The following is a 21,655-nucleotide window of genomic DNA, read 5'->3' as shown; positions in this document are numbered from 1 at the left end:
TGGTATCCAAGTATTGGTAAAATGACAGATAGAATGAAAATTGCTATTTATCCTTCCCCAAAGAAACTTTATAATCGTCGATATTCCCGTGGATCTTTAAGTTGAGATAGCGAATTTTCTTGGTAGGGTCCACTTCAATAATTTTGTCGTCTGTGGGAATGGAATCCTTGTCCTTTTTATTGCCGAACAACTTATATACTGCTGCCCTTTTCACGGTTTTCCATGGGATTCTTACGTAATATTCGATATTTTGCTCCATATCTTGGATACCGGAAAGCTCCATATGTCCGAGGGTAGATTCAATGGTCATGTCGGGGATGGTCATCTTACCTTTGGTGATGTCCAAACGATTCTGAAGCGTATCGAACCGGACATTTCTCAGGTTTTTATCCCCCATATAGTCGGACAGCATAAGCATGGGTTTGTAATTCACCAACCTCCCATTGAGCACTTGGACATCCATATGTATTTCCGATTCGTCCAGATCGGGAACCAAATCGGGGTAAACCCTGATTTTCCCCTTAATCTGTGATGAAACCTTCCCATGCAAATTTTCTGATACCAGATGGTCCTGTCCAAAGTTTTCAAACTTGAACAACAATTGGTCCAAATCCACATCCTTAAGTGTTAGGTTGGGACTCAGGTAAATTTGCTTTGGGTCGCTACCGTTAAAGTACCCCGACAGATTAAACTGTCCACCAGCAGCCTCCATGCTCAGGGTATCCACATACACATAATGGTCTTGTGTGGTGCGCAAACTGGCGTTGATATTCTTAAAATCGATACGATTGCGGATAAAGTGCCCTACGCGGACATCAAATTGCATATCGGTAAATGGCAATTCATAAATATTGAATGCCGTTGCATGTTTCAATACGGTGCTGGAATCGATTTCCAAGTTGTTTTTTGGTGTCGGGGCTGCGGTATTGAAACTGAAAAGCTGGTCATAATCGATATAGTTGGCATTCAGCGTTAAACTATTATCACGTTTTTTAATGCTCTGGTCCTGCCCTAAATAATAGTTGAGGCTTACGTCAAAAACCGTTCTTCCAATTTGGCCATGTAGATTTTTGATGACCAGATGCTCGTCTTCATAGTGTATCCTGCCATTGAAATCCTGAAATCGCATTGGATGCAGATGCATTTTGGTATCCAATCTATCCACATCCAAGTCAATGGAATGCAATGCCGAATCCTTGTAATGCATACTGGAATTGATGTGCATGGTCAGGTTTTCAAATTCTTCATGCCGATATTCCTCAGGGACATAATTTTCACCCTTGTATGAGAATAAATCTTCTAGTCGTAATAGGTCCGAGGCCAAGGTGATATCGAGGTCTACATCCCCGTTGAGCGTATCCTTCATCCAAAACCGGTAGTCGTGGACCAATCCGTTCAAGTGAAAATCGGAATCATCTATCTCTCCGGTAAAATCCACTATTTTCAGATCTTTGTCATCGATGAGGACGTCCGCATGAAAATCATGCAATCGATGGGGGTAGTGTTTGAGTTCCGCATACAGACTGTCCACGAAGAACTCACCTTTGGGCAAATGCTCGTTTTCCGTAAAGTTTTTAGCGGATGCGACAAGGGAAAAGCCAGCACTTAAGTTGGTAATCTGTTCATTGATGCCCTTGTTTGCTGTCGCAGAGTATCCCGTCAATTCGGCAAGGTCGAGCATTTTCGATTGAAGATCCAGATGCACTTTTACAGGTGTCTCCGTATGGTGTACGATGGATGGCAAGTCAGAAATATAACCGGTCATGGAAAGATCGGAATTGCCCATGGATATATTGAAGGTGTCCAAAGTCGCCTGTTTGCCCTTCATTATAAGATGCACATCGAGTCGGTTGAGGGGAGCTGGCATTTCCGATGAAACCATACTTAGGTTGGTGATCCTAAGTTCGCTAAAATAGGCCTGATTGAGGTCGCTGAGTGCATTTTCTGGATTATCGAGATCGATAATGTCGTGGAAGTTCATTTTTAAGGAAACATCCCCCGCCACATTTTCAATCTCGGTCATATTTAAAAACTTGGTCATGAATGCCAAATTGAAATCTATGTCCAATTGCATATCCACCTCAGGTTGCTCAAAGTTTTCGACCATAATGGAGCCCGAAAAATTTCCCGATTCCAATTTTGCGTTCATATTGGCCAAGGAAAATTTCATGGTTTTTAAACTACGATCTTCCCCGTTGGTGAAATACCCATTAAACCCCATTTGGTTGATGCGCTTTCGCTCCTTGGTGTTTTCGAGAAAGGCTTCGCTGGCACCAAATTCAGCCTCAATAAAAGGCATCTTTCCATCCTTGAGCGACCCTTGTACCACGCCGTTAAAGTAAATGTTCCCTTGGTTTTTGTACCGTTCCAAAACTGGGATAAGGTCATCCGGAGCAAAGGCGATGAACACATCAAAATTGGGTTTGGTTCCCTTGACCTTAAGGTCAATGTTCATGTTGTTTTTGGTTTCCAGCGAACCATCCAATTCAAAGTCACCATGCTCCATGGTAATACTGGACGGCTTTATCTGAAGAACGCCTGTTTCCTCATTGAAATTGATATCGGTATTGAGCTTAAAATCTTTATGATGGATATAGGTCTGGTTTCCGTTGTCGAAGATGTTTAACAGAAACTCGGTCTCCATATGTGCATTGATGAGGCCATCACCCCACTGGAATCCGCCATCGGCCTTATGGATAAAGGTTTCAATATCCATGTTTGTAGCTTCGTCCAACTTGTGGATATCGAGTTTTTCCAGTTTGATTTTTTTCAAGTGTATGTGGAAAGGTTCGGCTTCTTCGGTTTCGCTGGCACTTTGGAGCGCGTTTTGAAGATTGTTGGTGCCATCGCTATGCATCACCAGATGGAAAACTCCCTCTTTAACCCGTAGCGACTGAATGTCGTAGTTTCCTTGTACGATATCCCAAAGATTTAAGCCGACATAGAGATTATCCACCTCTGCAATCAATGGAGCGGACTCGGTTTTGTTCTCGTAAATCTGAAGATGGTACAACTTCATGGAGATGTACGGAAAGTTGCCAAACAAGGACAACTTGGAATCAGCCAAAGCAATACGACCCTCGTGCTGTGCATTGAGCGCGGATATCTGGTCTTGTATGATGTCTTTTTGCGCCTTATGGATATAGAGCAACAAAGCCCCAAAGAACATTGTGGGCAATAGGATGGAGATAATGATCAACCGCAACCAAAACTTTCGCTTTTTTAAAAATATGAATTTCATATCCGCTATACTGTTAATCTAGAACCCATTTTTAATGGGTATGTTTGATATTCAAGCGTTCCGTAAAATAAAGGTTGAGGAATTTTAATCGTTTCAAACCCAGTTTGAAACCACTAGTATAACTCATCATCAAGAGGAATTATTGCAGGCCAAGCTGGCTTTTTGAATGGTTTCTGTAGGTCAGCGTTCCAAGAGTAAGATACGCCATTCACGTTCACCAGTTTGATAAATAGTTAGAGGCTCAAATCCAACCGCTTTATGTGCTTCAAGAGACCTCCTGTTTTTGCCATCCACTTCCGTAATGATCTTGTCAAAGCCTTTCGGCAATTTTTCCTTCATGGTTTGGTACAACTTTCTAAAAACGCCTTGTCTCCGATGACTCTTGGCCACACAAATTTGACCCATCACCATGTAATTGTCCTTAGGTCCAAGAGCTTTTTCGATTTCATGGAACATAGGCCGGAGTACTTCAATGGCATCTGCAAAATTGGGGTGCATGCAAAGTGCGTAGCCTACAACAACCTGTTCATCCACCGCGATAATGTGTCCACACATAGCGTTCATGGCTCTAAGGAGATCTAGATTATGCTCCACCGTCACAAATCCTTCTTTCTCCCTTTCTTCTTGACTGATATTTTTGGGTAAGTTACGTTGCTGAAGGTCTAGAATCTGTTCCAGCTCCCTCACCGTTTCTGCTTGCTTGTAAATGATCATTTACTCCACTTTGAGCCAAGCTTTTCGGTGTTCCAGCACTTGTTTGGATGGTTTTTCATCCTTGTCCTCCATCAAACTAAAGACATAATCTGGACTAGGGGTCAAGACTATTTTGGTGGTCTTTTCTTCTCCAAAACGGGTGAATTTTACCTGCAACGGTTCGCCCATTCCAAATCGTTTCAAGTAGTCATCAAACGATTCATCCTCGGCAAAGGGTTCGTTGTTGATGCTAAGGATGACATCGCCGTTATCCAAGCCAGCCTGGTATGCCGGACTTCCTATTTTTGTATTTCTGAGTATCATATAGCCAGATTTGTCGGGGCTCATCGAAACATAGGCCCCAAAATAGGCCGAGGCTTCAGGCTGTTCCAAAACCACACCCACGGAGGCCATCAAATCCTTGTAATTGGGCATGTCACTTTTGTAAATGTATTTGCTGAAGAAATCATCGCCAAAGGCTTTTCCTGCGTATGTATTCAAAGCATCATGAAGATTTTGGATGGTATAGGGAACTTCGGTTTTGCCGTATTGCTTCCAAACCAATTTCATGTAATCATCCAGGTTCAATCCTTTTTCGCGAAGGGAAAGGTCCAGGGCCAAGCCCAAAACACTGCCGTAGGAGTAGTACGAAATGAACATATTTTCCCGGTTGACCGGGTCCACCGAAGTAGCAGCATCCACAAAAGGGGCCTGAAAACTCATCTCTATGGGATTAAAAAATTGTCGCGCCGGGGAGTTCCAAACATAATTAAAGGTTCCGGCCAATCCTTCTACATAATCTTTAGGTGAGGAAAGTCCTGCTCTGCACAGGATAAGACCGGTGTAATAGCTGGTAAATCCTTCGGCAAACCAAAGTGCACCGCTCATGTTGGCTTCCTCAAAATTGAAGGGCTCCAAGGTCTTTGGGCGGATACGCTCCACGTTCCATGCGTGAAAAAACTCGTGCGAAACCGTCCCAATGTTACGTTCCATGCCTCCGTTGGCCAAGCTACGGATGCTCGTCAAAATAGTAGAGTTTCGATGCTCCATGCCATCGCCCGAAGCATTGGGAATGTAGCAGGCCAAAAAGGTGTAGCTTCCATAATCAAAATCGGGCAGTTCGCCATACACCTCTTTCTCGGCCAGAACGACCTTTTTCACTTTTTCAAAATATTCGTCCGCCTCCGCTTCGGTACCGTTATGGTGCAATGCTAGGTTGATGGTCTTTCCATCTACTTCAAAAGAGCGAAGCATATAATTGCTGATTTCCGTAGGACTGTCCATAAAATAGTGGAGGTTGGGGGCGGAATAGGTGGTGCCAGATACCAAAGGCAACTGGGTGGCCACTTTCCAATCCAAATCCTCGCGGAGGTCGAAGGTTACTTCGATGTTGCGTTCGCTCAGTTTGGGAGCAAACATAAAGGTCGCAGGGATGTTCAAGTGCGCATGGGTTTCATCTACTTGGGAATAGGTGCCATCGCCCCGATTGGCAAACAAAATATAGCTTATGTTGACGGTGCCATCGTGCCCGCTGACCTCCCACGCATAGGGATTGGGACGGGTAATTTTTAAAGCTTTCCCTTTGCTGTCGGTGGCTTTGAAATCATACACATTCTTGGCAAATTCATGGAGCGCATAGCGACCTGGGGAGGTCCTGCTCATCCGAAACTCCACAGTGTCTTCGGTCAAGTTGGGAAAAGTGGCTTGAATGACGGCCTCGTGGTGTACGGCATTTTCAAAGGAAATGTGATAGGTATTGGTCTGGGCATTTATGAATAGCCCAACACATAGAGCGAAAAAAGTAAGGGTAAATCTCATTTTTGGCAAAGGTTTAAGAGCAACCAAGATACGGTTTAATCTGCGTAAGTGCTAGATTTGTGGGAAGGAGAAACTTTTTGGTAGCAATTTGAAAAAATCGACTATTTTAACAAGAAAATGAGCGATTGCCATGTTGTTTGTACGTTTTAGTACGAAGGAAGAAATAACAAAGGGACTGCAATAAGTCAAAAATATACGGAAGCATGAAAACAGAATTTCACACATTGGGTACGTTTGAGTTTCCTGCCGATGCCGTGGTCATTAAGGGAAAACTGGAAGCGGAAGGCATCCCGGTTTTTTTAAGGGACGAGGCCACCATTAATTCCGACCCATTGATCAGTGCGGCCCTTGGTGGGGTCAAGCTCCAAGTCTATTCCACCGATAGGGAACGGGCCAAGGAAATTTTTGACGAAGTGCGCAACTACGCCACGGACGAATTTGGCAATCCCGTGGTATGCCCCAATTGTAAGGCGACCAAATCCGAAATTTATTACTCCCGTAGCAATGTCTTCTATAAATTGTTCCCGTTTTTTGAGCCCAGGAAGTATCAATGTATGAACTGTAACTTTATTACACGCCCAGCAAGTTGAACGTATTGGGGATTGGAATTTCAACAGCGGCAGTTAAAACCGTGATTTCTACTGTTGTTGAGGGAGCTTTATAATCATTCTAATCGCTGGTAAATAAGCCCACGGTCTACGGTAGCCCTTAACTCGTAATGTTGGGCCAAGTAGGCGTCGATATAGGTGTTGTACTGGACTAATTTTTCGTAAAAAATGCGTTTGCCCTTTCTAGCTATTACGATTTTGGGCTGAATGACTTCCATAATGTATTGTAGTTCCTCGAGACCCGATTTACTGGGATTGTTCATGTAGGGAAACAATTCTTCGCGGGCAATATTACTAGGGTGGGTTGCGGCTGAGGTCGGAGGCAATTCATCCAACTGCCAGTATCCAATATGGTACTCCGTAAAGAAAATATTTTCGGTTTCCAGCTTATGGTCCAAAATATACCTTGGCACGTCTATGCCCTCTCCATTGTAAAAGGAGCCCTTTTTCAACTTGTTGGAAATAATGTTTCCATATTCCAAATAGGATTCCATCGGAATCAAAACAAGGAGTACGATAACAATCGGGCTAAACTTTTTTGGAATCGCAGGTAGTTTGCTCACGGCCATGCCCAAGGGAATCAAAATAAATGGATACAGTTGGATGAGATAATGCCCATTCACCTTGCCTGCTTGAACATACGAAAACAATATCCCAACAACTACAATGGTTAACAGTTGTATTCCTTTTGATTTCCAATCCACCCACTTAAAATAGTAAATACCACCCAACAAGAGCGCAATGGTTCCAACGTAAGGCAAGGTTTTCCATGGTGAATGAAATTTCCCCTCTGAATAGGCCAAAGGCGCTTCAAAAATGGATTTCCACCAAACCTCTGAAATCCCTTGAAGGTAATAGGGGAGCAATGTACAAAGAACCGTAAACAAAAAGCCGACTCCCATAAACACCAGATATTTCAAATTGACCCAAAGCCGTTTGGTATGAAATCCCTCCCAGAGGTAAAAAACGCCCAAACTTAAAACGGGATAGGCCATGTTGAGCTTGCTCATTACCGAAAGCCCCAACAGGAGTCCGGCCGTAAAAAACCATTTACTATCCTCTTTGGTGAACAGAATGAAGAGCGCTGCCACAAAAAAGAAAGTACAAATGTGCTCCGACATCACTCCTTGCAAACTGCCGAACAGACTTTGAAAAAAAACACAGAATACCGCCACCCAAAAGGCTATCTTTTTTGAGGTGATTTTTGATGCAATACCGTAGGTGAATAAAGCGGTAAGCGCAACCAACAACGAACCAAAAAAACGAATGGCAAAGAAGCTTTTCCCGAAAATTTTGATGATGATGGCAAAATAGAGAAATGTAATCGGTGGTTTCAGGTCCCACAACTGGGTGTATGGCAAATACCCGTTCACCCAAGATTGTCCCATCAAAATGAATGTGCTCTCGTCCCGGTCCACGTAATCCCTAAAAAAGAATGGGAAACGGATGAAAATTGAGACTATGACCAAAAGAAAGGCGATTGTTTTCCAGTCCAGGTCTTGATACCTTAAGGAACGTAATTTTTTAAGCACGGCGGTATTCAGCTTTTTAGGTCATTCATTATCCTCTTTGCAATATATATAAATTTGAATGTTTAGGGAGATTCCGAAGCAGCAGAAAAATGAGCTTTATATAGGACATCCTTTTGCAAGCCTTCTATAAAACGGGATTATCATGACTTTGTCAGGTTGAGCGCAGTCGAAACCCATTGATTGTCAAAACACTTTAAGTTCTCGACTGCGCTCGAACTCACAAGAAGGTCTTTTTTAGTCACTCCCTTTATTTTACACAGCGATCAACTGAAGGTACGCTTGTTTTAACTTTTCCATTGCGATTTTAAGCTCTTCCTCGTTTAAATGGCCATAACCAAAACGTATGGCGCAGGTATTTTTATCTTGATAGAGGATTGTTTTTGGCAGGAATAAATCCAATTTTTCAGCCTCTTCGGCTAGTTGTACCAGAGATAGGGGATTTTTAAATCGTAGCCATAGGGCAAGTCCTCCAGAGGGTATTTGCCAATCAAGTATATCGTCAAAATGTTCTTTTAAAAACGCGCATAACGCATCTCTACGTTGTTTGTAGGTTACTATATTTTTCTTCGTGAGCCGATATATTTCACCTTCGGATATCAGTTCGGATAGCATTTGTTCCTGTATGAGGTCGCCTTGGGTGTCCAATAATTGCAAGTAATTATGGGCCTCTATAATGACCTGTTCGGGTGCCACGACAAACCCAGTATGAAAACTTGGAAATAATGATTGTCCCAGTTTGCCCAAATAAATCATATTCCCATTGGCATCTGCACTGGCCATGGGCAACATGGGAGAACCCTCAAACTGAAAATCATGGTCAAAATCGTCCTCAATTATAGCAAAACCATGGATTTTCGCCAATTCCAATAATTGTAGTCTTCTTTTGGTGCTTAAGGTGACAGTGGTAGGGTAGTCCCGATTGGAGCAAACATAAATACAGCGAATTTTCCCATGTACACAATGCTTTTTGATATAGCCCACATCCATTCCCTCATCATCTACAGGTACTGTTTTTATTTTTGCCCCTGCTTGTTGAAATATCATGTTGGCCACGTAATTGCTCAGTTGTCCTACCAGTACCAAATCGCCCGGATGTATCAGTACCCGCGAAACTATATACAGACTCATTTCGGTACTCCGGGTATTCAATAAATTGTTTGGTTTGATATGAAAGCCCCGGGTGGCATTTAAGTAATTGCAAAGTTGAGTGCTAAAAACTGAAGGAACCAAGGCGCTTGTTCTATTCCATTTGTTGATCAATGGTTTTCGTTTCATTGCAGCGCTATACCATCTGGAAAATTGGTGCACAGGATGTAATCTTAAATCGGGCTTACCATCATTTATAGAATATTTGGCAGTGGTCTCCTCTTTGGTGGATGCTAGATTAAAGGATTGTTGGAATGGAAATCCCGGACTTTTGGGATACTGGTATGCCTGATTGATGTGCTGTGTATTAGCCTTGATCTTTACCTCGGAACCTTCTGGCACCACCACAAAAGTTCCTTTGTTGGGAATAATGTTTACCCATCCTTGCGAGGCCAATTCATCATAGATGGCCACAGCAGTATTGCGGTGAACGTTCAATAACTCACTTAAAATCCGGGTACCCGGCAATTTGCTGCCTTTTTCCAAATACCCTCTCTGAATGGCGTTCATGATTTGCTGTGCCACTTGCACATACACAGGCTGCACAATAGACTTATCTATGGATACAAGCTGGGTCAACAAATCCAAAACCGGACTATTCATTATTTTAAAAGTGGACTAGTTTAATCGTCCGGAAAGTTAGGACTTTTGCAGTTCTAATGGAAACGACTTAAAAACATACGTTACAAGCTCAAAATAATGAAGAAGTTAATTTTACTTTCTACGATGCTCCTAGTTGGTGCTTTTCAAGTACAAGCCCAGGAAGACGATACTGTCAAGATAGATTCGTTGAGCGAAGTTGTAGTGATTGCCAACCGAATCAACCTTCCATTCAAGGAAAATTCTAGAACCATAAACATTGTAACCTCCGCTCAAATTAAAAACAGTGCAGCGGTTAATGTAGCGGATTTATTGCAACAAGTTGCAGGTGTAGATATTAGAAGGCGCGGTACAGGGGGTAGCCAAGCTGATTTGTACATACGGGGTGGTGGTTTTGACCAAACCTTATTGCTTATAGATGGCGTTAAAATGGACGATCCGCAAACGGGTCACCACACCATGAACGCAGCTTTGCCCTTAGAGGTTATCGAACGGATAGAAATTATAAAAGGTCCAGCAGCTCGGGTTTTTGGACAAAACGCCTTTACGGGCGCCATCAATATCATAACAAAGAAGAGTTTGAACAATTCGGTTTCCTTAAATGTGGAAGCGGGTTCTTTTGGCCAATTAAATGGTAGCGTAACTGCGGGGGTGGATAAGGAAAACTCTTCGCATATCATACATGTGGGAAGGGTAACCTCCGAAGGATATAGAAATAACTCGGATTACGATAATGCCAATTACTTTTTAAAAAGCACTTTTAATAAAAATGCCCAGCCCATTATATTGACAGCTTCTTTTTTGGAGCGTAATTTTGGGGCTGAGAACTTTTACACCACCAATCCTACATTTAACGAGTACGAGGAAACCCAAAACAGTCTTTTGGCGGTATCTACTACCTTCAAGAAAAATAACCTAAAAATACAGCCAAGACTCTATTGGAAACGTAACCAAGACTTGTTTCTCTTGAGACGAAATGACCCCAGTTTTTTCAGAAACATGCATATTTCCAATAAGATTGGTGTGGAAACCAATGCTTCCTATGCCTCTGAATTGGGAATTACTGGTTTTGGGGTGGAATTTTCTAAAATCTATTTAAGAAGTAATAACCTTGGCAATCGAAATCGTTTCATGTCGAATGTGTTTTTGGAGCATCGCTTTAGTATAGCGGATAACAAGTTGGATATTACTCCGGGTGTGGCGCTAACTTACTTTTCCGATTTTAAATTCCGTGCCTTTCCTGGTTTGGATATAGGGTATAGCCTTACCAATAATTTTAAGATATATGGGAATATTGGTTATACCTATCGCATACCCACTTATACCGATTTGTTTTACAATGACCCTGTTTCCAGTGGTAACGAAAATTTGGAACCCGAAGAAGCGTTTGCACAGGAATTTGGTCTAAAGTATACTACGCCTAAAGTTAATGCCAGTATCGCTGTTTTCAATAGAGACGCGGATAATCTTATAGATTATATCAGAAACGATGTTTCTGAGGATGTATTTGTGGCAACCAATATAACAGAGGTAAATACCAAAGGTTTGGAATTGGACGCTGCCTATAATTTTTTGTTCAAGAATTTTACGCAAACCTTAAGTGTGGGCTATGCATTTTTAGATGACAATATTTTAGATCAAAATGAGGAACTATCTCGTTACTCTTTAAATACGCTAAAGCATCAATATACCACTCGCTTGAGTACCCAATTGTTTAAAAATGTGCGCCAGAATATCATCTATAAGTATGCAGAACGTACTACAGGGCAAACCTATAATGTTTGGGACGCTTCGTTGGGAATCAAAGTAAAGCAGGCAGAGTTTACCATTACCGCAAGCAATATTTTCGATGCGGATTACATAGAAGCAGGATTTGTTCCAATGCCGCCAAGTAATGTATTATTTGGTTTGCGCTATAGTTTTAAATAGCACTAATCGAAGTATCCCAGTATAAGTCAGGCCAGTCTCAAAAGGATGGGTTTTCGTAACCATTTCAAAACGTTTTCGTAATTTAGCTTTTGCTAATTCCTTGAAATTTTGAAGCTGAATCTTGAACAGATACCTCGGGAGAAGACCCTTTCCAAGGAAGCGTTTCTCCAAAAATATTTCAAGCCCCAAAAACCGGTGGTCATCGAACGGTTTATTGAGGATTGGCCAGCGTATTCCAAATGGAGTTTGGACTACATGAAAGAAATTGCGGGTCACAAGGAAGTTCCTTTGTACGATGACCGCCCTGTGAAGCACGACGAAGGCTTTAACGAACCACATGCCAAAATGAAAATGGCGGATTATGTGGATCTTCTAAAAACTGGCCCTACCAAATACCGGATATTTCTCTGGAATATTTTAAAGGAAGTCCCCGAATTGCAAAAGGATTTTTCCTATCCCGATTTTGGACTTCGCCTGATGAAAGGACTGCCCATGCTCTTTTTTGGAGGTGAGGATTCCTACACCTTCATGCACTACGACATTGACTTGGCCAATATTTTTCACTTTCATTTTGAAGGGAAGAAAGAGTGCATCCTTTTTTCTCAGGAAGAAACCAAGTTTTTGTACAAGGTGCCCCACTCCTTGATCACGAGGGAGGATATCGACTTTGCCAATCCCGATTTGGAACAATGGCCAGCGTTACAACATGCCAAGGGACATGTAACCCGTTTGGAACACGGAAATGTGTTGTACATCCCTGAAGGGTACTGGCATTATATGAAATACGTGACTCCTGGATTTTCGATGAGCCTCAGGGCCATCGCCAGAAAACCCAAAAATCTGGGCAGGGCAATCTATAACATCTTCGTGATGCGTCATTTTGATAATTTGATGCGCAAAATCAAAGGGCAGGAATGGATTGATTGGAAGAATGAAAAGGCTGTGGAGCGGACCCAAAAACTACTGCTGCAGAACTGAATCTATTTCACGAGTTCGTTCGCTTTTTCGTAGACCAAGTGACTTTCCCAACCCCGATAGAGTAGATAATTGGCCAATTTTTTCTTTTTTTTGAACGGATTGGTCTCCTTGATTTGACCCAACCTTTTTTTTGCCAATTCATCAAACGTTTTTAGGTAATCTTCGTTCTGGATTTCTGCTAGGGCACTTTTGATGTTGTATGCAGAAATGTCCCTGAACTTAAGTTCCCGAACAATCCTGTTCGTACCCCATTTTTTGATTTGGAATTTACCTCGGGCAAAAGCTTTGGCAAAGCGTTCCTCGTTCAGGTAATTTTCTTGGATAAGATGTCCCACAATTTGGTCGATGGCCTCAGGAATCATGTTCATGGACTTCAATTTGTCCATAACCTCTTTGTGACAACGTTCTTGGTAGGCGCAATAATGCTCCATTTTAGCCGTAGCTTCCTGAACCGAATAATATTTTTTGGGGGATTCGTACGTGGCCATCTTATTAGTTTTTTATGATTGCCACAGAGGATTCGGTAAACGTAAATACGGTTTTACCGTTTTTGGTTTCAGTTTGAGGGTTGCCTTCCTGCACGGTGTAGCCATTATCTGGTAAAACAACTTCAATTTTCCAATCGGGCTGTGTTTGTGTGATTTTGATTTGATGCCCATTTTCCGATGTGCTATGCCAAACCGAAATAAGGTTGTTCCCAATCTTGACATTTTCGAGAGAGGCGTTGTCCCACCCACTCGGCATTTGCGGCTCTATAATGATTGTTTTTTGGTGCGCCATGGGCTTGATACCAAAAAATTGGTTCACAATGGGAACCGCAAAGGCATAGATGTTCCATGCCTGGGTCATCATCCCATAATCTGGTGAAACCTCGTAAATACTGCCGGGAAGCGCATAGCTAAAGGAACGTGACATCCGCTTTAAATAGTCCAAGGCTTGGTCCGGTCTGCCATAATTGTTCTCAGCTACGGCTTGTACGCCGGTGGGCAAGGTCATTACGGCTCCCGTATACGAAAACACCTTGCTGCCTTGGAACGAGCCTTCGTCCTCCCCAGCGGTCTCATCACGGTCGATTCCCGTTACGAACACACCAAAGGGATTCGTAAATTTTTTGGCGTTGTCCAAAGCTGTAATCGCCTTGGTACTGTCTGCAATTCCCATCTCCATGGGTGTATTCACCACCCAATTGTGATACAGCACAAATGGCCTTGCCTTGTTGGATGGGTTTTTCAAAATTTCTTGCCTAGTTGCCTTAAGCTCCTCTACGGCCCATGGTTTGTTCAAGGTGTCCGCTCGGACCAAGGCATCCTCTATCAATCGAAGTGCCTGTGCATCTGTCCCTATAAAATCAGCATAGGACCCAAAGGTTTCCGACCAGAATTCGGTGTTGATTTTTTCCTTTAATTCATCCGCCACTTCTTGATATTCCTTGGCTAGTTCAGCTTGGTCAAGTTCCAAGGCCATAAGGGCGGCATCGGAAAAAGTACGTTGGGTATACGAGGCTACATCGATCATTTCGCTGTCCAGACCATGAATTTCCATCATGCCAAAGCCGTCCGGAAACAAGTTGTTGTCTGCATCATTGGCTTCCAAAAGCCATTTTAGTCCTTTTTGTATGGTTGGAAAGTAATTCGCCAGAAAAGTTCTATCGCCGTTCCATTTGTAAATCTCCCATATCAAGGAGGCAAACTGAGGGGTTTCGTTGATGTTGCCTTCATTGAAGACGACGCCATTGGTAGACATCTCATGTAAAATCCGACCATTGCCGTTTACCGCCATGGAAACGCTATCCAAAAGTTGGATGGTCTGTTCCACAATATCATCTTGGCCTACGGCCATGTAACCTTTTAGGGCATATTCACTGTCCACCCCAAACCACCAAGGGTAGTCTGCAATCCCGGCACCAATGCCCGTGCCTATCTCGGGAACGGTGCGCACCAGCCAATCGCAGTTGTACTTCAGCCATTCAAAGGTCTCTTGCAATTGTTTGTCGGGAATGGTCAGTTTGGACTGTTGGGCCAATTGTTCATAGCGAAGTTTTTTCTCCGCTGCCATGTCGTGATGGTTGGTCAAAATATCAAGGTAAGTACTAATGGCCTCTTCTTTCGAATGATAAGATCCAGCAATGGAAAAATTTAGGGTCGTTTGCGATTTGGCAGGAATAGTCACCGCATAGGTAAGTGAGTGGGATGCTCCATTGGGTTTAAGGGAATCGGAAAGGTTTTCAGAAGTAAGGGGGCTTTGATCAGATCCAAACACAGTGTACCAAGGGTTGATACTGTCTTTTACCACCCAATGCGATTCTTCAAAAGAGCCCGAATCTTTGGAATCGATCATGTTGGAACGTTCACCCAACCAGGTAGGCCTCAAGTTGGAGTGCCCTACCAAGTTGAACTCCCCCTCAAAGTTGTCTTCTCCATTATTTTTGAGGATATACTGAACGAATATGCCCTGTTTTCCATCGGGTACAAATTGAACTCGTTCAATAAGCAGTCCTTCATTTTCAAAAGTATAGGTATGTTTATTGGCGTAGGGATAGTTGGTAAAGGTTGATGCATTTTCAAGAGGAAGCACTCCTTGCTCAGTGATCAATTGTGCCTCAAAACCGTCCATCAGTTTTATGGGATGGTTCCAAATACCTCCCATCTCTCCCTTGATATGCCAGCCCAAAGGAGGGAAACTACCGTCTTGGTGGCCCACCATGTACACCCTGTCTCCCGCGGCAACAAAAGGGGATTCCAAATAATCTTCTTTACCTGATATGTTCGGGGAGTCTTGTAAAATATCGGTCAGTGGCTGTTGGGTTTGGGGAGCACACGCCAAAACAAATAGGCCTATCAATACGAAGAGTGTTTTTTTCATGGTAGGGATGTTGAGTATCAAAAATAGGATTTTGCCAGTAACTGGTAAAAACAAAAAAAGCGACCCGGTTTGGGGTCGCTTTTTTGTTATGGTCTTATGGTTTTACCGTCCTTGTCCTTAAAACGGTACTCTAGGTATGTATAGGCATCCCTAGGTTGGATTTTAATCCACTTCTTGTACATTTTAAACCATTTGGAACGAATGGATGGGAATCCTTTGGTTAGGTATGCCGCAATAAAAGGATGTATGTTCAATACAATTCCGTTGATTTTGCGGTCCGGTTTAAGGATTCGCTCCAAATCTGCTTGGATCTTATCGATCAAAACAATGGGAGCTTCCACTTCGGCACCCGATACGTTCGGGTTTTCCTCACTGGTTTTGATGTTCATTTCGGGACGGACCCTTTGCCTCGTAATTTGGACAAGTCCGAATTTACTGGGGGGCAAAATTTTATGTTTGGCCCTGTCGTCCTTCATTTCGTTCCTTAGGTGGTCGAACAATTTGCGTCGATGGTCACCTTTGGTCATATCTATAAAATCTACCACAATGATTCCTCCCATATCGCGCAAGCGCAATTGTCGTGCAATTTCGGTTGCTGCCAATAGGTTGACTTCGAGTGCGGTATCTTCTTGGTTTTTGGCCTTGTTGGAGCGGTTACCGCTGTTCACGTCGATAACGTGCAGTGCTTCGGTATGCTCGATAACAAGATAAGCCCCTCGGCTCATGGATGCTGTTCGGCCAAACGAGGTCTTGATTTGACGCTCTATCCCGAATTTCTCAAAAATCGGGGCCGAACCGGTGTACTGCTTTACAATGGATTCTTTCTCTGGTGCAATCTCGTGCACATAATCCTTGATTTGGTTGTAAAGCGTTTCTTCATCAACATAAATTCCGGTAAAGGAATCGTTGAATACATCCCGAAGGATGGATGATGCCCTGTTCAGTTCCACCAATACTTTGGATGGATGGGGCGCTTTGTACAATTTCTTGCACATGTTTGTCCATTTGGAAAACAAGTTCTGTAGATCCTTATCCAGTTCAGCAACCTTTTTGCCTTCTGCAACGGTACGGATAATAACTCCAAATCCTTTGGGCTTAATACTCTTTACAAGACGTATAAGCCTGTCCTTTTCTTCTTTGCTCGCTATTTTTTGGGATACCGAGACACGGTCGGAAAAAGGCACCATGACCAAGTAACGACCGGCTATGGAAAGCTCGGAACTGATTCGTGGTCCTTTGGTGGAGATGGGTTCTTTTACAATTTGTACCAATAGTGACTGATTGGCTTTCAACACATCGTTGATGCTGCCATTCTTGTCAATGTCTTTTTCAAATGGAAAATCTTTTAGGGAGTACTCGCGGAGTTTTCCCGTTCTAATTTTTTTGATGAATTTCAACATGGAAGACAGTTGCGGGCCCAGGTCGTGATAGTGCAGGAACGCATCTTTTTCATAACCTACATTGACAAATGCTGCATTTAGGCCTGTAACGGGTTTTCTGATCTTGGCTAGGAAGATATCCCCTACGGAAAAGTTGTTATTGTCTTCTTCTTTGTGTAATTCTACTAATTTTCCATCCTTTAGTAAGGCAAAATCGACTGCTTCAGGAGTAGATCTTACGATTAATTCTCTATTCACCTGAATCGATTTTTATCTGTCCCACGATTAATATTGGGACAAATGATTAAACAATATATGGAATCGGTCATTTTTCGAACCGATTGAAATTCGTTGCTTGAATCTCTATGTCAAAGAACGTAATAGGGTAAAACGAAAAAGTAGTTGAAACAACTACTTTTTCTTGTGTCGGTTAGCTCTTCTGCGCTTCTTACGCTTGTGCGTCGCTACCTTATGTCTTTTTCTTTTCTTTCCACTTGGCATATGCTCTTGCTTTAGTGTTGTTAATTATATTATTTTACTTGTACGTTGGTCTTAACGCCCTCCACAAATACTTTGGCCGGCTTGAATGCAGGTATATTGTGCGCAGGAATTTTGATGGTAGTGTTCTTAGAGATATTTCTACCTGTTTTTTCCGCTCTGGTCTTGATGATAAAACTACCAAAACCTCTTAAATAAACATTATCGCCATTTTCCAATGATGATTTTACCTCCTCCATAAAGGATTCTACAGTCGCTTGCACATCTCCTTTTTCGATACCTAGTTTCTCCGAGATCCTAGTTACAATATCCGCTTTCGTCATTTCGTCTTATTAATTTTCTATTTTTTTTTCGGCTTGCAAATATAAACATTATAATTAATCTTTCCCTTTAACCCTTTAATTTTAAGTATATAAACTGATACATTTGGGCTTTATTACTTTCAGCCATGAGTTTTGCCCCGAAAATCCTGAATTGGTACCATGAACATCAACGCGATCTTCCATGGAGACAAACCCGTGACCCTTACCGGGTTTGGCTATCGGAAATTATACTTCAGCAAACCCGAGTGGCCCAAGGGATGCCCTATTATTTGAGTTTTGTGGAAACATTTCCCACAGTCTACGATTTGGCGGAGGCACCAGAGGAACAGGTGCTGAAGTTGTGGCAGGGACTGGGATATTATTCCCGGGCGCGTAATCTCCATACCACTGCCAAAATGGTTGTTACCGAATTTGATGGTCAGTTTCCACATACCTATGAAGAACTTAAGACACTAAAAGGAGTAGGCGACTATACGGCAAGTGCCATAGCCTCTTTTTGTTTTGATGTGCCCGAACCTGTTGTGGATGGAAATGTGTACCGGGTACTTTCCAGATATTTTGGGGTGGATATACCTATTAATAGTACCGAAGGCATTACCTATTTTAAGGAGTTGGCCAGGGAGGTGATGGATGCCGAGAATATTCGAGACTACAATCAGGGCATCATGGAGTTTGGTGCCATACAATGTGCTCCCAAAAAACCTTACTGCCTGCTTTGTCCGTTGCAGGAAAGTTGTGTGGCCCTTAAGGAGAACAAGGTGGACATACTGCCCATAAAACTGAACAAGACCAAGGTGCGGAACCGGTACTTTAATTATTTGGTATGGTTGGATGGAAATGGGAATACCGTTTTGGAGCAACGCAAGGGCAAGGGTATATGGCAAAACCTGTATCAATTTCCACTCCTAGAAACCGATGGTCCTTTGGAGGATGGAGAAATTGAAGAAAAAATGAAAGTGAACCATACCCCGTTAGAAATTGAGACACTGTCCTTATATAATAATGAACCCATCATTCACAAACTTTCACATCAACATTTGCATACACAGTTTTGGATCCTAAAAACTTCCCATATATTAGAGGAAGGAATACCGTGGAAAAAAATCGATGATTTTCCCGTACCGGTTTTGATAGCTGATTTTATCAAGACATTTAAAATTTAGTACTTTTGACAAATTAAAGAGATATGAGCGGAACATTGAACAAAGTAATGCTGATTGGGCATTTGGGAGACGAAGTGAAAATGCACTATTTTGAAGGAGGAAACTGTATTGGCAGATTCCCTTTGGCCACCAACGAAACCTATACCAATAGGCAAACTGGGGAAAGGGTCACCAATACGGATTGGCATAACATTGTGGTCCGCAATAAGGCCGCCGAGATCTGTGAAAAATACCTCAGTAAAGGGGACAAAGTCTATGTGGAGGGGCGTTTAAAAAACAGGCAATGGCAAGGAGAGGACGGCAATATGCGGTACACTACCGAAGTGCATGTGCAGGATTTTACCTTTTTGACCACTAAAAAGGAGAGTATGGCCAATGCACAGTCATCCGGTTCGTCGCCTTCCAATTACCAAGAACCTGCGGGTGGCCAAAGTTCGGCCGCACCCATGGAAGATACCGAAGAGGATGATGACCTACCATTCTAAATACAAAGTTTAAAGCAATACTACATTGGATCCCGAGCCCCATAGTTTGGCATTTTACCTTTCCACTTTTAGTGGAGTCTTTACCATTAAAATAGTTGTGCTAGTGCTGTTGTTGGCCTGTTCAGCCCTTATTTCGGCAGCGGAAGTGGCCCTTTTTGGCCTATCTCAGACCGATGTGAACGAAATGCAGGAAAGCAATTCGTCCCGAAGCAAATTGATCGTGGAGCTTCTGGCAAAGCCCAAAAAGTTACTGGCCACCATTCTGATTACCAATAATGCCATCAATATTGGGATAGTGCTGCTTTTTAGCTCCATCGGCAATACCATTTTTGCAGAAATCGATGGCACCCTCCGCTTTTTGTTGGAAGTAGTAGTGGCCACCTTTTTAATATTGATGTTTGGTGAAATTTTGCCAAAAATCTATGCGAACCGCAATAGGGTGCAGTTTTCCCAGTTCATCGCCGTGCCGCTAAACGTGCTCAATTATATCTTTACTCCCTTGAGCTCACCCATGCGATCGGTGACCCTTTTTATGGAAGACAAATTGGGCAAGAAAAAATCTAACCTGAGCATCAACCATCTATCCCAAGCGCTCGAACTGGCCTCCGAAGGGGACACTACCAAAGAGGAACAGAAGATTCTTGAGGGTATTGTGACCTTTGGGAATACCGATACCAAGCAGGTAATGTGCCCACGTATCGATATTTTTGCGCTCAACGAAAAAATGAAGTTTCCAGAAGTGTTGGAAGAAATAAAAGAAAATGGCTATTCCCGAATCCCAGTTTTTTCCGAAAATATGGACAACGTGCTTGGGGTGCTGTACGTCAAAGATCTGTTGCCCTACATAGAAAGAAAGAATTTTAATTGGATGTCGTTGATACGCGAGCCCTATTTTGTGCCCGAAAACAAGAAACTGGACGACCTGCTTTTGGAATTTCAGGATAAGAAGAACCACTTGGCCGTTGTGGTGGATGAATACGGGGGAACATCGGGAATCGTAACCCTGGAAGATATCATCGAAGAAATCGTGGGAGATATCAGCGATGAGTTTGATGATGAAGATTTGGTCTTTTCCAAATTGGATGATTACAATTTTGTGTTCGATGGCAAAACGGCCCTCAAGGATTTCTACCGCGTGGCCAAAATAGAGGAGGAGAACGAATTTGAAAGTCAAAAAGGGGAATCCGAGACCATTGCCGGATTCGTGCTGGAAATTTCGGGAAGCTTCCCTAAAATCGGGGAAAAAGTACCTTTCAAGGACTATCTGTTTGTGGTGGAAAGCATGGATAAAAAACGATTAAAACGTATTAAAGTAACTTTACCACATGAAGCATAAGATGTTCCTATTTTTGGCGCTCGCCGTATTCTCGATTGGTTGTAAGGAGGAGGTACTGCCCAAACCGAAAGCCATGCTCCGATTGGAGTATCCGACGGCCGACTACCAAACCGCTGATGCTGATTGTGTGTACACCTTCGACCAGAACAGCCTGTCCAATATCAAGGAAAACAAGGATTGTTCCCTTGTACTGGACTATCCCATGATGAAAGGGTCCATTTACCTTACCTATAAGCCCGTTCAAGGAAATTTGGACACCTTACTGGTAGATGCCCAAAAATTGTCGTACGAACACGTGGTGAAGGCTGATAATATTGTGGAACAACCCTTTATCAACCAAGAAGATGGAGTGTATGGCATGTTCTACGAAGTGAGTGGCAACGCCGCTTCCCAATCACAATTTTATGTGACCGACAGTACCGATCATTTTGTGACGGGCTCGCTGTATTTTTACGCCAAACCGAACTACGACTCCATACTGCCAGCGGCCATGTACCTCCAAAACGATATCCGGAGGATTATGGAAAGCCTGCGATGGAAGGAATAATTATTGCACCGTGTCCTTGGCCAACAGGGCCTGGGCACGTTCAATACTACCGTTGATTTTTTCCTTTACCACCTTCACTTTTTCCTCTTCCTCGTCCAGTAGTTGTTGCTTTTCTTCGGAAAGTTCTTTGCCGTTCATGATTTCGTCGTGGTTGAACCGATCACCAAACTCCTTCATCCAATCCATCATGGCAGTATTGGCGTCTTGAAGGTCCTTCATAGCTTCTTCGTACTGTTGGCCAACTTCTGTGGAATCTACCTTAGGTCGGAGCTCACCGACCAATTTACCAATGGTGCTCATTTTGGGCATCACCTCGTCGTGGATGGCCATCACCTTTTCCATTTGTGTAGGGCCCTCGGGGGCCTTTTTCTCCTCTTTGCAGGAGGTGCTTACCAATAGACAGGCCAAAGCCAAATAGGAAACAAATTTTTTCATGATCTCGAATTTGAACACAAAAATAAACAGTAAAAATTAGCGTGTAATTAATGAAGCTTTTAGAAGTGTTAAGAAAAGATAC

The 21,655-nt window shown here is 42.9% G+C and carries 17 protein-coding genes; 7 read left to right on the top strand and 10 right to left on the bottom strand.

Annotated features, from left to right (window positions below; translation table 11 throughout):
* Positions 1–43 precede the first annotated feature (43 nt).
* The 3 genes from RBB12_RS01430 to RBB12_RS01420 form a co-directional block, all read right to left on the bottom strand.
* Positions 44–3,241, bottom strand: a complete 3,198-nt coding sequence (locus RBB12_RS01430; protein ID WP_306012499.1) for an AsmA family protein — start codon at positions 3,239–3,241, stop codon at positions 44–46.
* A gap of 180 nt (positions 3,242–3,421) precedes the next feature.
* Positions 3,422–3,955, bottom strand: a complete 534-nt coding sequence (locus tag RBB12_RS01425; RefSeq protein WP_306012498.1) for a GNAT family N-acetyltransferase — start codon at positions 3,953–3,955, stop codon at positions 3,422–3,424.
* The gene (locus RBB12_RS01420) at positions 3,956–5,752 is read right to left on the bottom strand and encodes a M61 family metallopeptidase (RefSeq protein WP_306012497.1); all 1,797 of its coding nucleotides are present in this window, start codon (positions 5,750–5,752) and stop codon (positions 3,956–3,958) included. It lies immediately after the preceding gene.
* A gap of 203 nt (positions 5,753–5,955) precedes the next feature.
* Here RBB12_RS01420 and RBB12_RS01415 point away from each other — a divergent pair, with 203 nt between their 5' ends.
* A complete protein-coding gene (locus tag RBB12_RS01415) occupies positions 5,956–6,342 on the top strand; it encodes a DUF2007 domain-containing protein (protein ID WP_179383022.1) in 387 nt (128 codons plus the stop codon).
* A 74-nt stretch (positions 6,343–6,416) separates the two neighbouring features.
* Here the strand turns inward: RBB12_RS01415 and RBB12_RS01410 are convergent, their stop codons facing one another.
* Both RBB12_RS01410 and RBB12_RS01405 read right to left on the bottom strand, forming a co-directional pair.
* Positions 6,417–7,892 carry an ArnT family glycosyltransferase gene (locus RBB12_RS01410; RefSeq protein WP_306012496.1) on the bottom strand — a complete coding sequence of 492 codons (1,476 nt, stop codon included), beginning with the start codon at positions 7,890–7,892 and terminating at the stop codon, positions 6,417–6,419.
* A gap of 252 nt (positions 7,893–8,144) precedes the next feature.
* Positions 8,145–9,641, bottom strand: coding sequence for a PLP-dependent aminotransferase family protein (locus RBB12_RS01405; RefSeq protein ID WP_306012495.1), 1,497 nt, complete (start codon positions 9,639–9,641; stop codon positions 8,145–8,147).
* A gap of 96 nt (positions 9,642–9,737) precedes the next feature.
* On the opposite strand from RBB12_RS01405, the gene RBB12_RS01400 reads away from it, so the two are divergent.
* Positions 9,738–11,567, top strand: a complete 1,830-nt coding sequence (locus RBB12_RS01400; RefSeq protein WP_306012494.1) for a TonB-dependent receptor plug domain-containing protein — start codon at positions 9,738–9,740, stop codon at positions 11,565–11,567.
* A gap of 108 nt (positions 11,568–11,675) precedes the next feature.
* Complete coding sequence (locus tag RBB12_RS01395) at positions 11,676–12,545, top strand: cupin-like domain-containing protein (RefSeq protein ID WP_306012493.1); 870 nt, start codon at positions 11,676–11,678, stop codon at positions 12,543–12,545.
* 2 nt (positions 12,546–12,547) lie between these two features.
* On the opposite strand, the gene RBB12_RS01390 is transcribed toward RBB12_RS01395, so the two are convergent.
* The 4 genes from RBB12_RS01390 to RBB12_RS01375 form a co-directional block, all read right to left on the bottom strand.
* A complete protein-coding gene (locus tag RBB12_RS01390; RefSeq protein WP_306012492.1) occupies positions 12,548–13,033 on the bottom strand; it encodes a regulatory protein RecX in 486 nt (161 codons plus the stop codon).
* A 4-nt stretch (positions 13,034–13,037) separates the two neighbouring features.
* Positions 13,038–15,407: a glycogen debranching protein gene (locus tag RBB12_RS01385; protein ID WP_306012491.1), complete on the bottom strand. Its 2,370-nt coding sequence runs from the start codon at positions 15,405–15,407 to the stop codon at positions 13,038–13,040.
* 86 nt (positions 15,408–15,493) lie between these two features.
* Positions 15,494–17,044, bottom strand: a complete 1,551-nt coding sequence (locus RBB12_RS01380) for an Rne/Rng family ribonuclease (protein ID WP_179383016.1) — start codon at positions 17,042–17,044, stop codon at positions 15,494–15,496.
* 272 nt (positions 17,045–17,316) lie between these two features.
* A complete protein-coding gene (locus RBB12_RS01375) occupies positions 17,317–17,607 on the bottom strand; it encodes an HU family DNA-binding protein (protein WP_014032385.1) in 291 nt (96 codons plus the stop codon).
* A 125-nt stretch (positions 17,608–17,732) separates the two neighbouring features.
* Between RBB12_RS01375 and mutY the strand changes: the two genes are divergently transcribed.
* The 4 genes from mutY to gldD are packed head-to-tail and all read left to right on the top strand — an operon-like array spanning position 17,733 to position 21,138.
* Positions 17,733–18,770, top strand: a complete 1,038-nt coding sequence (mutY, locus tag RBB12_RS01370; RefSeq protein ID WP_306012490.1) for an A/G-specific adenine glycosylase — start codon at positions 17,733–17,735, stop codon at positions 18,768–18,770.
* Positions 18,771–18,793: 23 nt separating this feature from the next.
* Complete coding sequence (locus RBB12_RS01365) at positions 18,794–19,255, top strand: single-stranded DNA-binding protein (protein ID WP_293280699.1); 462 nt, start codon at positions 18,794–18,796, stop codon at positions 19,253–19,255.
* Between the two features lie 25 nt (positions 19,256–19,280).
* Positions 19,281–20,591 (top strand): gliding motility-associated protein GldE, encoded by a 1,311-nt coding sequence (locus RBB12_RS01360; protein WP_306012489.1) that lies wholly within the window; start codon positions 19,281–19,283, stop codon positions 20,589–20,591.
* Positions 20,581–21,138, top strand: a complete 558-nt coding sequence (gene gldD / locus RBB12_RS01355; RefSeq protein ID WP_306012488.1) for a gliding motility lipoprotein GldD — start codon at positions 20,581–20,583, stop codon at positions 21,136–21,138. The genes RBB12_RS01360 and gldD overlap by 11 nt, the downstream gene beginning before the upstream one ends.
* Here the strand turns inward: gldD and RBB12_RS01350 are convergent, their stop codons facing one another.
* Positions 21,139–21,573: a hypothetical protein gene (locus tag RBB12_RS01350; protein WP_306012487.1), complete on the bottom strand. Its 435-nt coding sequence runs from the start codon at positions 21,571–21,573 to the stop codon at positions 21,139–21,141.
* Positions 21,574–21,655 lie beyond the last annotated feature (82 nt).

Origin of the sequence: Allomuricauda sp. MMSF_3307, assembly GCF_030733585.1 — a bacterium.
GTDB lineage: Bacteria > Bacteroidota > Bacteroidia > Flavobacteriales > Flavobacteriaceae > Flagellimonas.
The sequence above is the reverse complement of the archived record's forward strand: the minus strand, read 5'-3'. Positions and strand labels throughout refer to the sequence as shown.

Coding starts and splice junctions, on each gene's coding strand:
- RBB12_RS01430 (WP_306012499.1), bottom strand. CDS start 3,241: ATGAAATTCATATTTTTAAAAAAGCGAAAGTTTTGGTTGCGGTTGATC.
- RBB12_RS01425 (WP_306012498.1), bottom strand. CDS start 3,955: ATGATCATTTACAAGCAAGCAGAAACGGTGAGGGAGCTGGAACAGATT.
- RBB12_RS01420 (WP_306012497.1), bottom strand. CDS start 5,752: ATGAGATTTACCCTTACTTTTTTCGCTCTATGTGTTGGGCTATTCATA.
- RBB12_RS01415 (WP_179383022.1), top strand. CDS start 5,956: ATGAAAACAGAATTTCACACATTGGGTACGTTTGAGTTTCCTGCCGAT.
- RBB12_RS01405 (WP_306012495.1), bottom strand. CDS start 9,641: ATGAATAGTCCGGTTTTGGATTTGTTGACCCAGCTTGTATCCATAGAT.
- RBB12_RS01400 (WP_306012494.1), top strand. CDS start 9,738: ATGAAGAAGTTAATTTTACTTTCTACGATGCTCCTAGTTGGTGCTTTT.
- RBB12_RS01390 (WP_306012492.1), bottom strand. CDS start 13,033: ATGGCCACGTACGAATCCCCCAAAAAATATTATTCGGTTCAGGAAGCT.
- RBB12_RS01385 (WP_306012491.1), bottom strand. CDS start 15,407: ATGAAAAAAACACTCTTCGTATTGATAGGCCTATTTGTTTTGGCGTGT.
- RBB12_RS01375 (WP_014032385.1), bottom strand. CDS start 17,607: ATGACGAAAGCGGATATTGTAACTAGGATCTCGGAGAAACTAGGTATC.
- mutY (WP_306012490.1), top strand. CDS start 17,733: ATGAGTTTTGCCCCGAAAATCCTGAATTGGTACCATGAACATCAACGC.
- RBB12_RS01365 (WP_293280699.1), top strand. CDS start 18,794: ATGAGCGGAACATTGAACAAAGTAATGCTGATTGGGCATTTGGGAGAC.
- gldD (WP_306012488.1), top strand. CDS start 20,581: ATGAAGCATAAGATGTTCCTATTTTTGGCGCTCGCCGTATTCTCGATT.
- RBB12_RS01350 (WP_306012487.1), bottom strand. CDS start 21,573: ATGAAAAAATTTGTTTCCTATTTGGCTTTGGCCTGTCTATTGGTAAGC.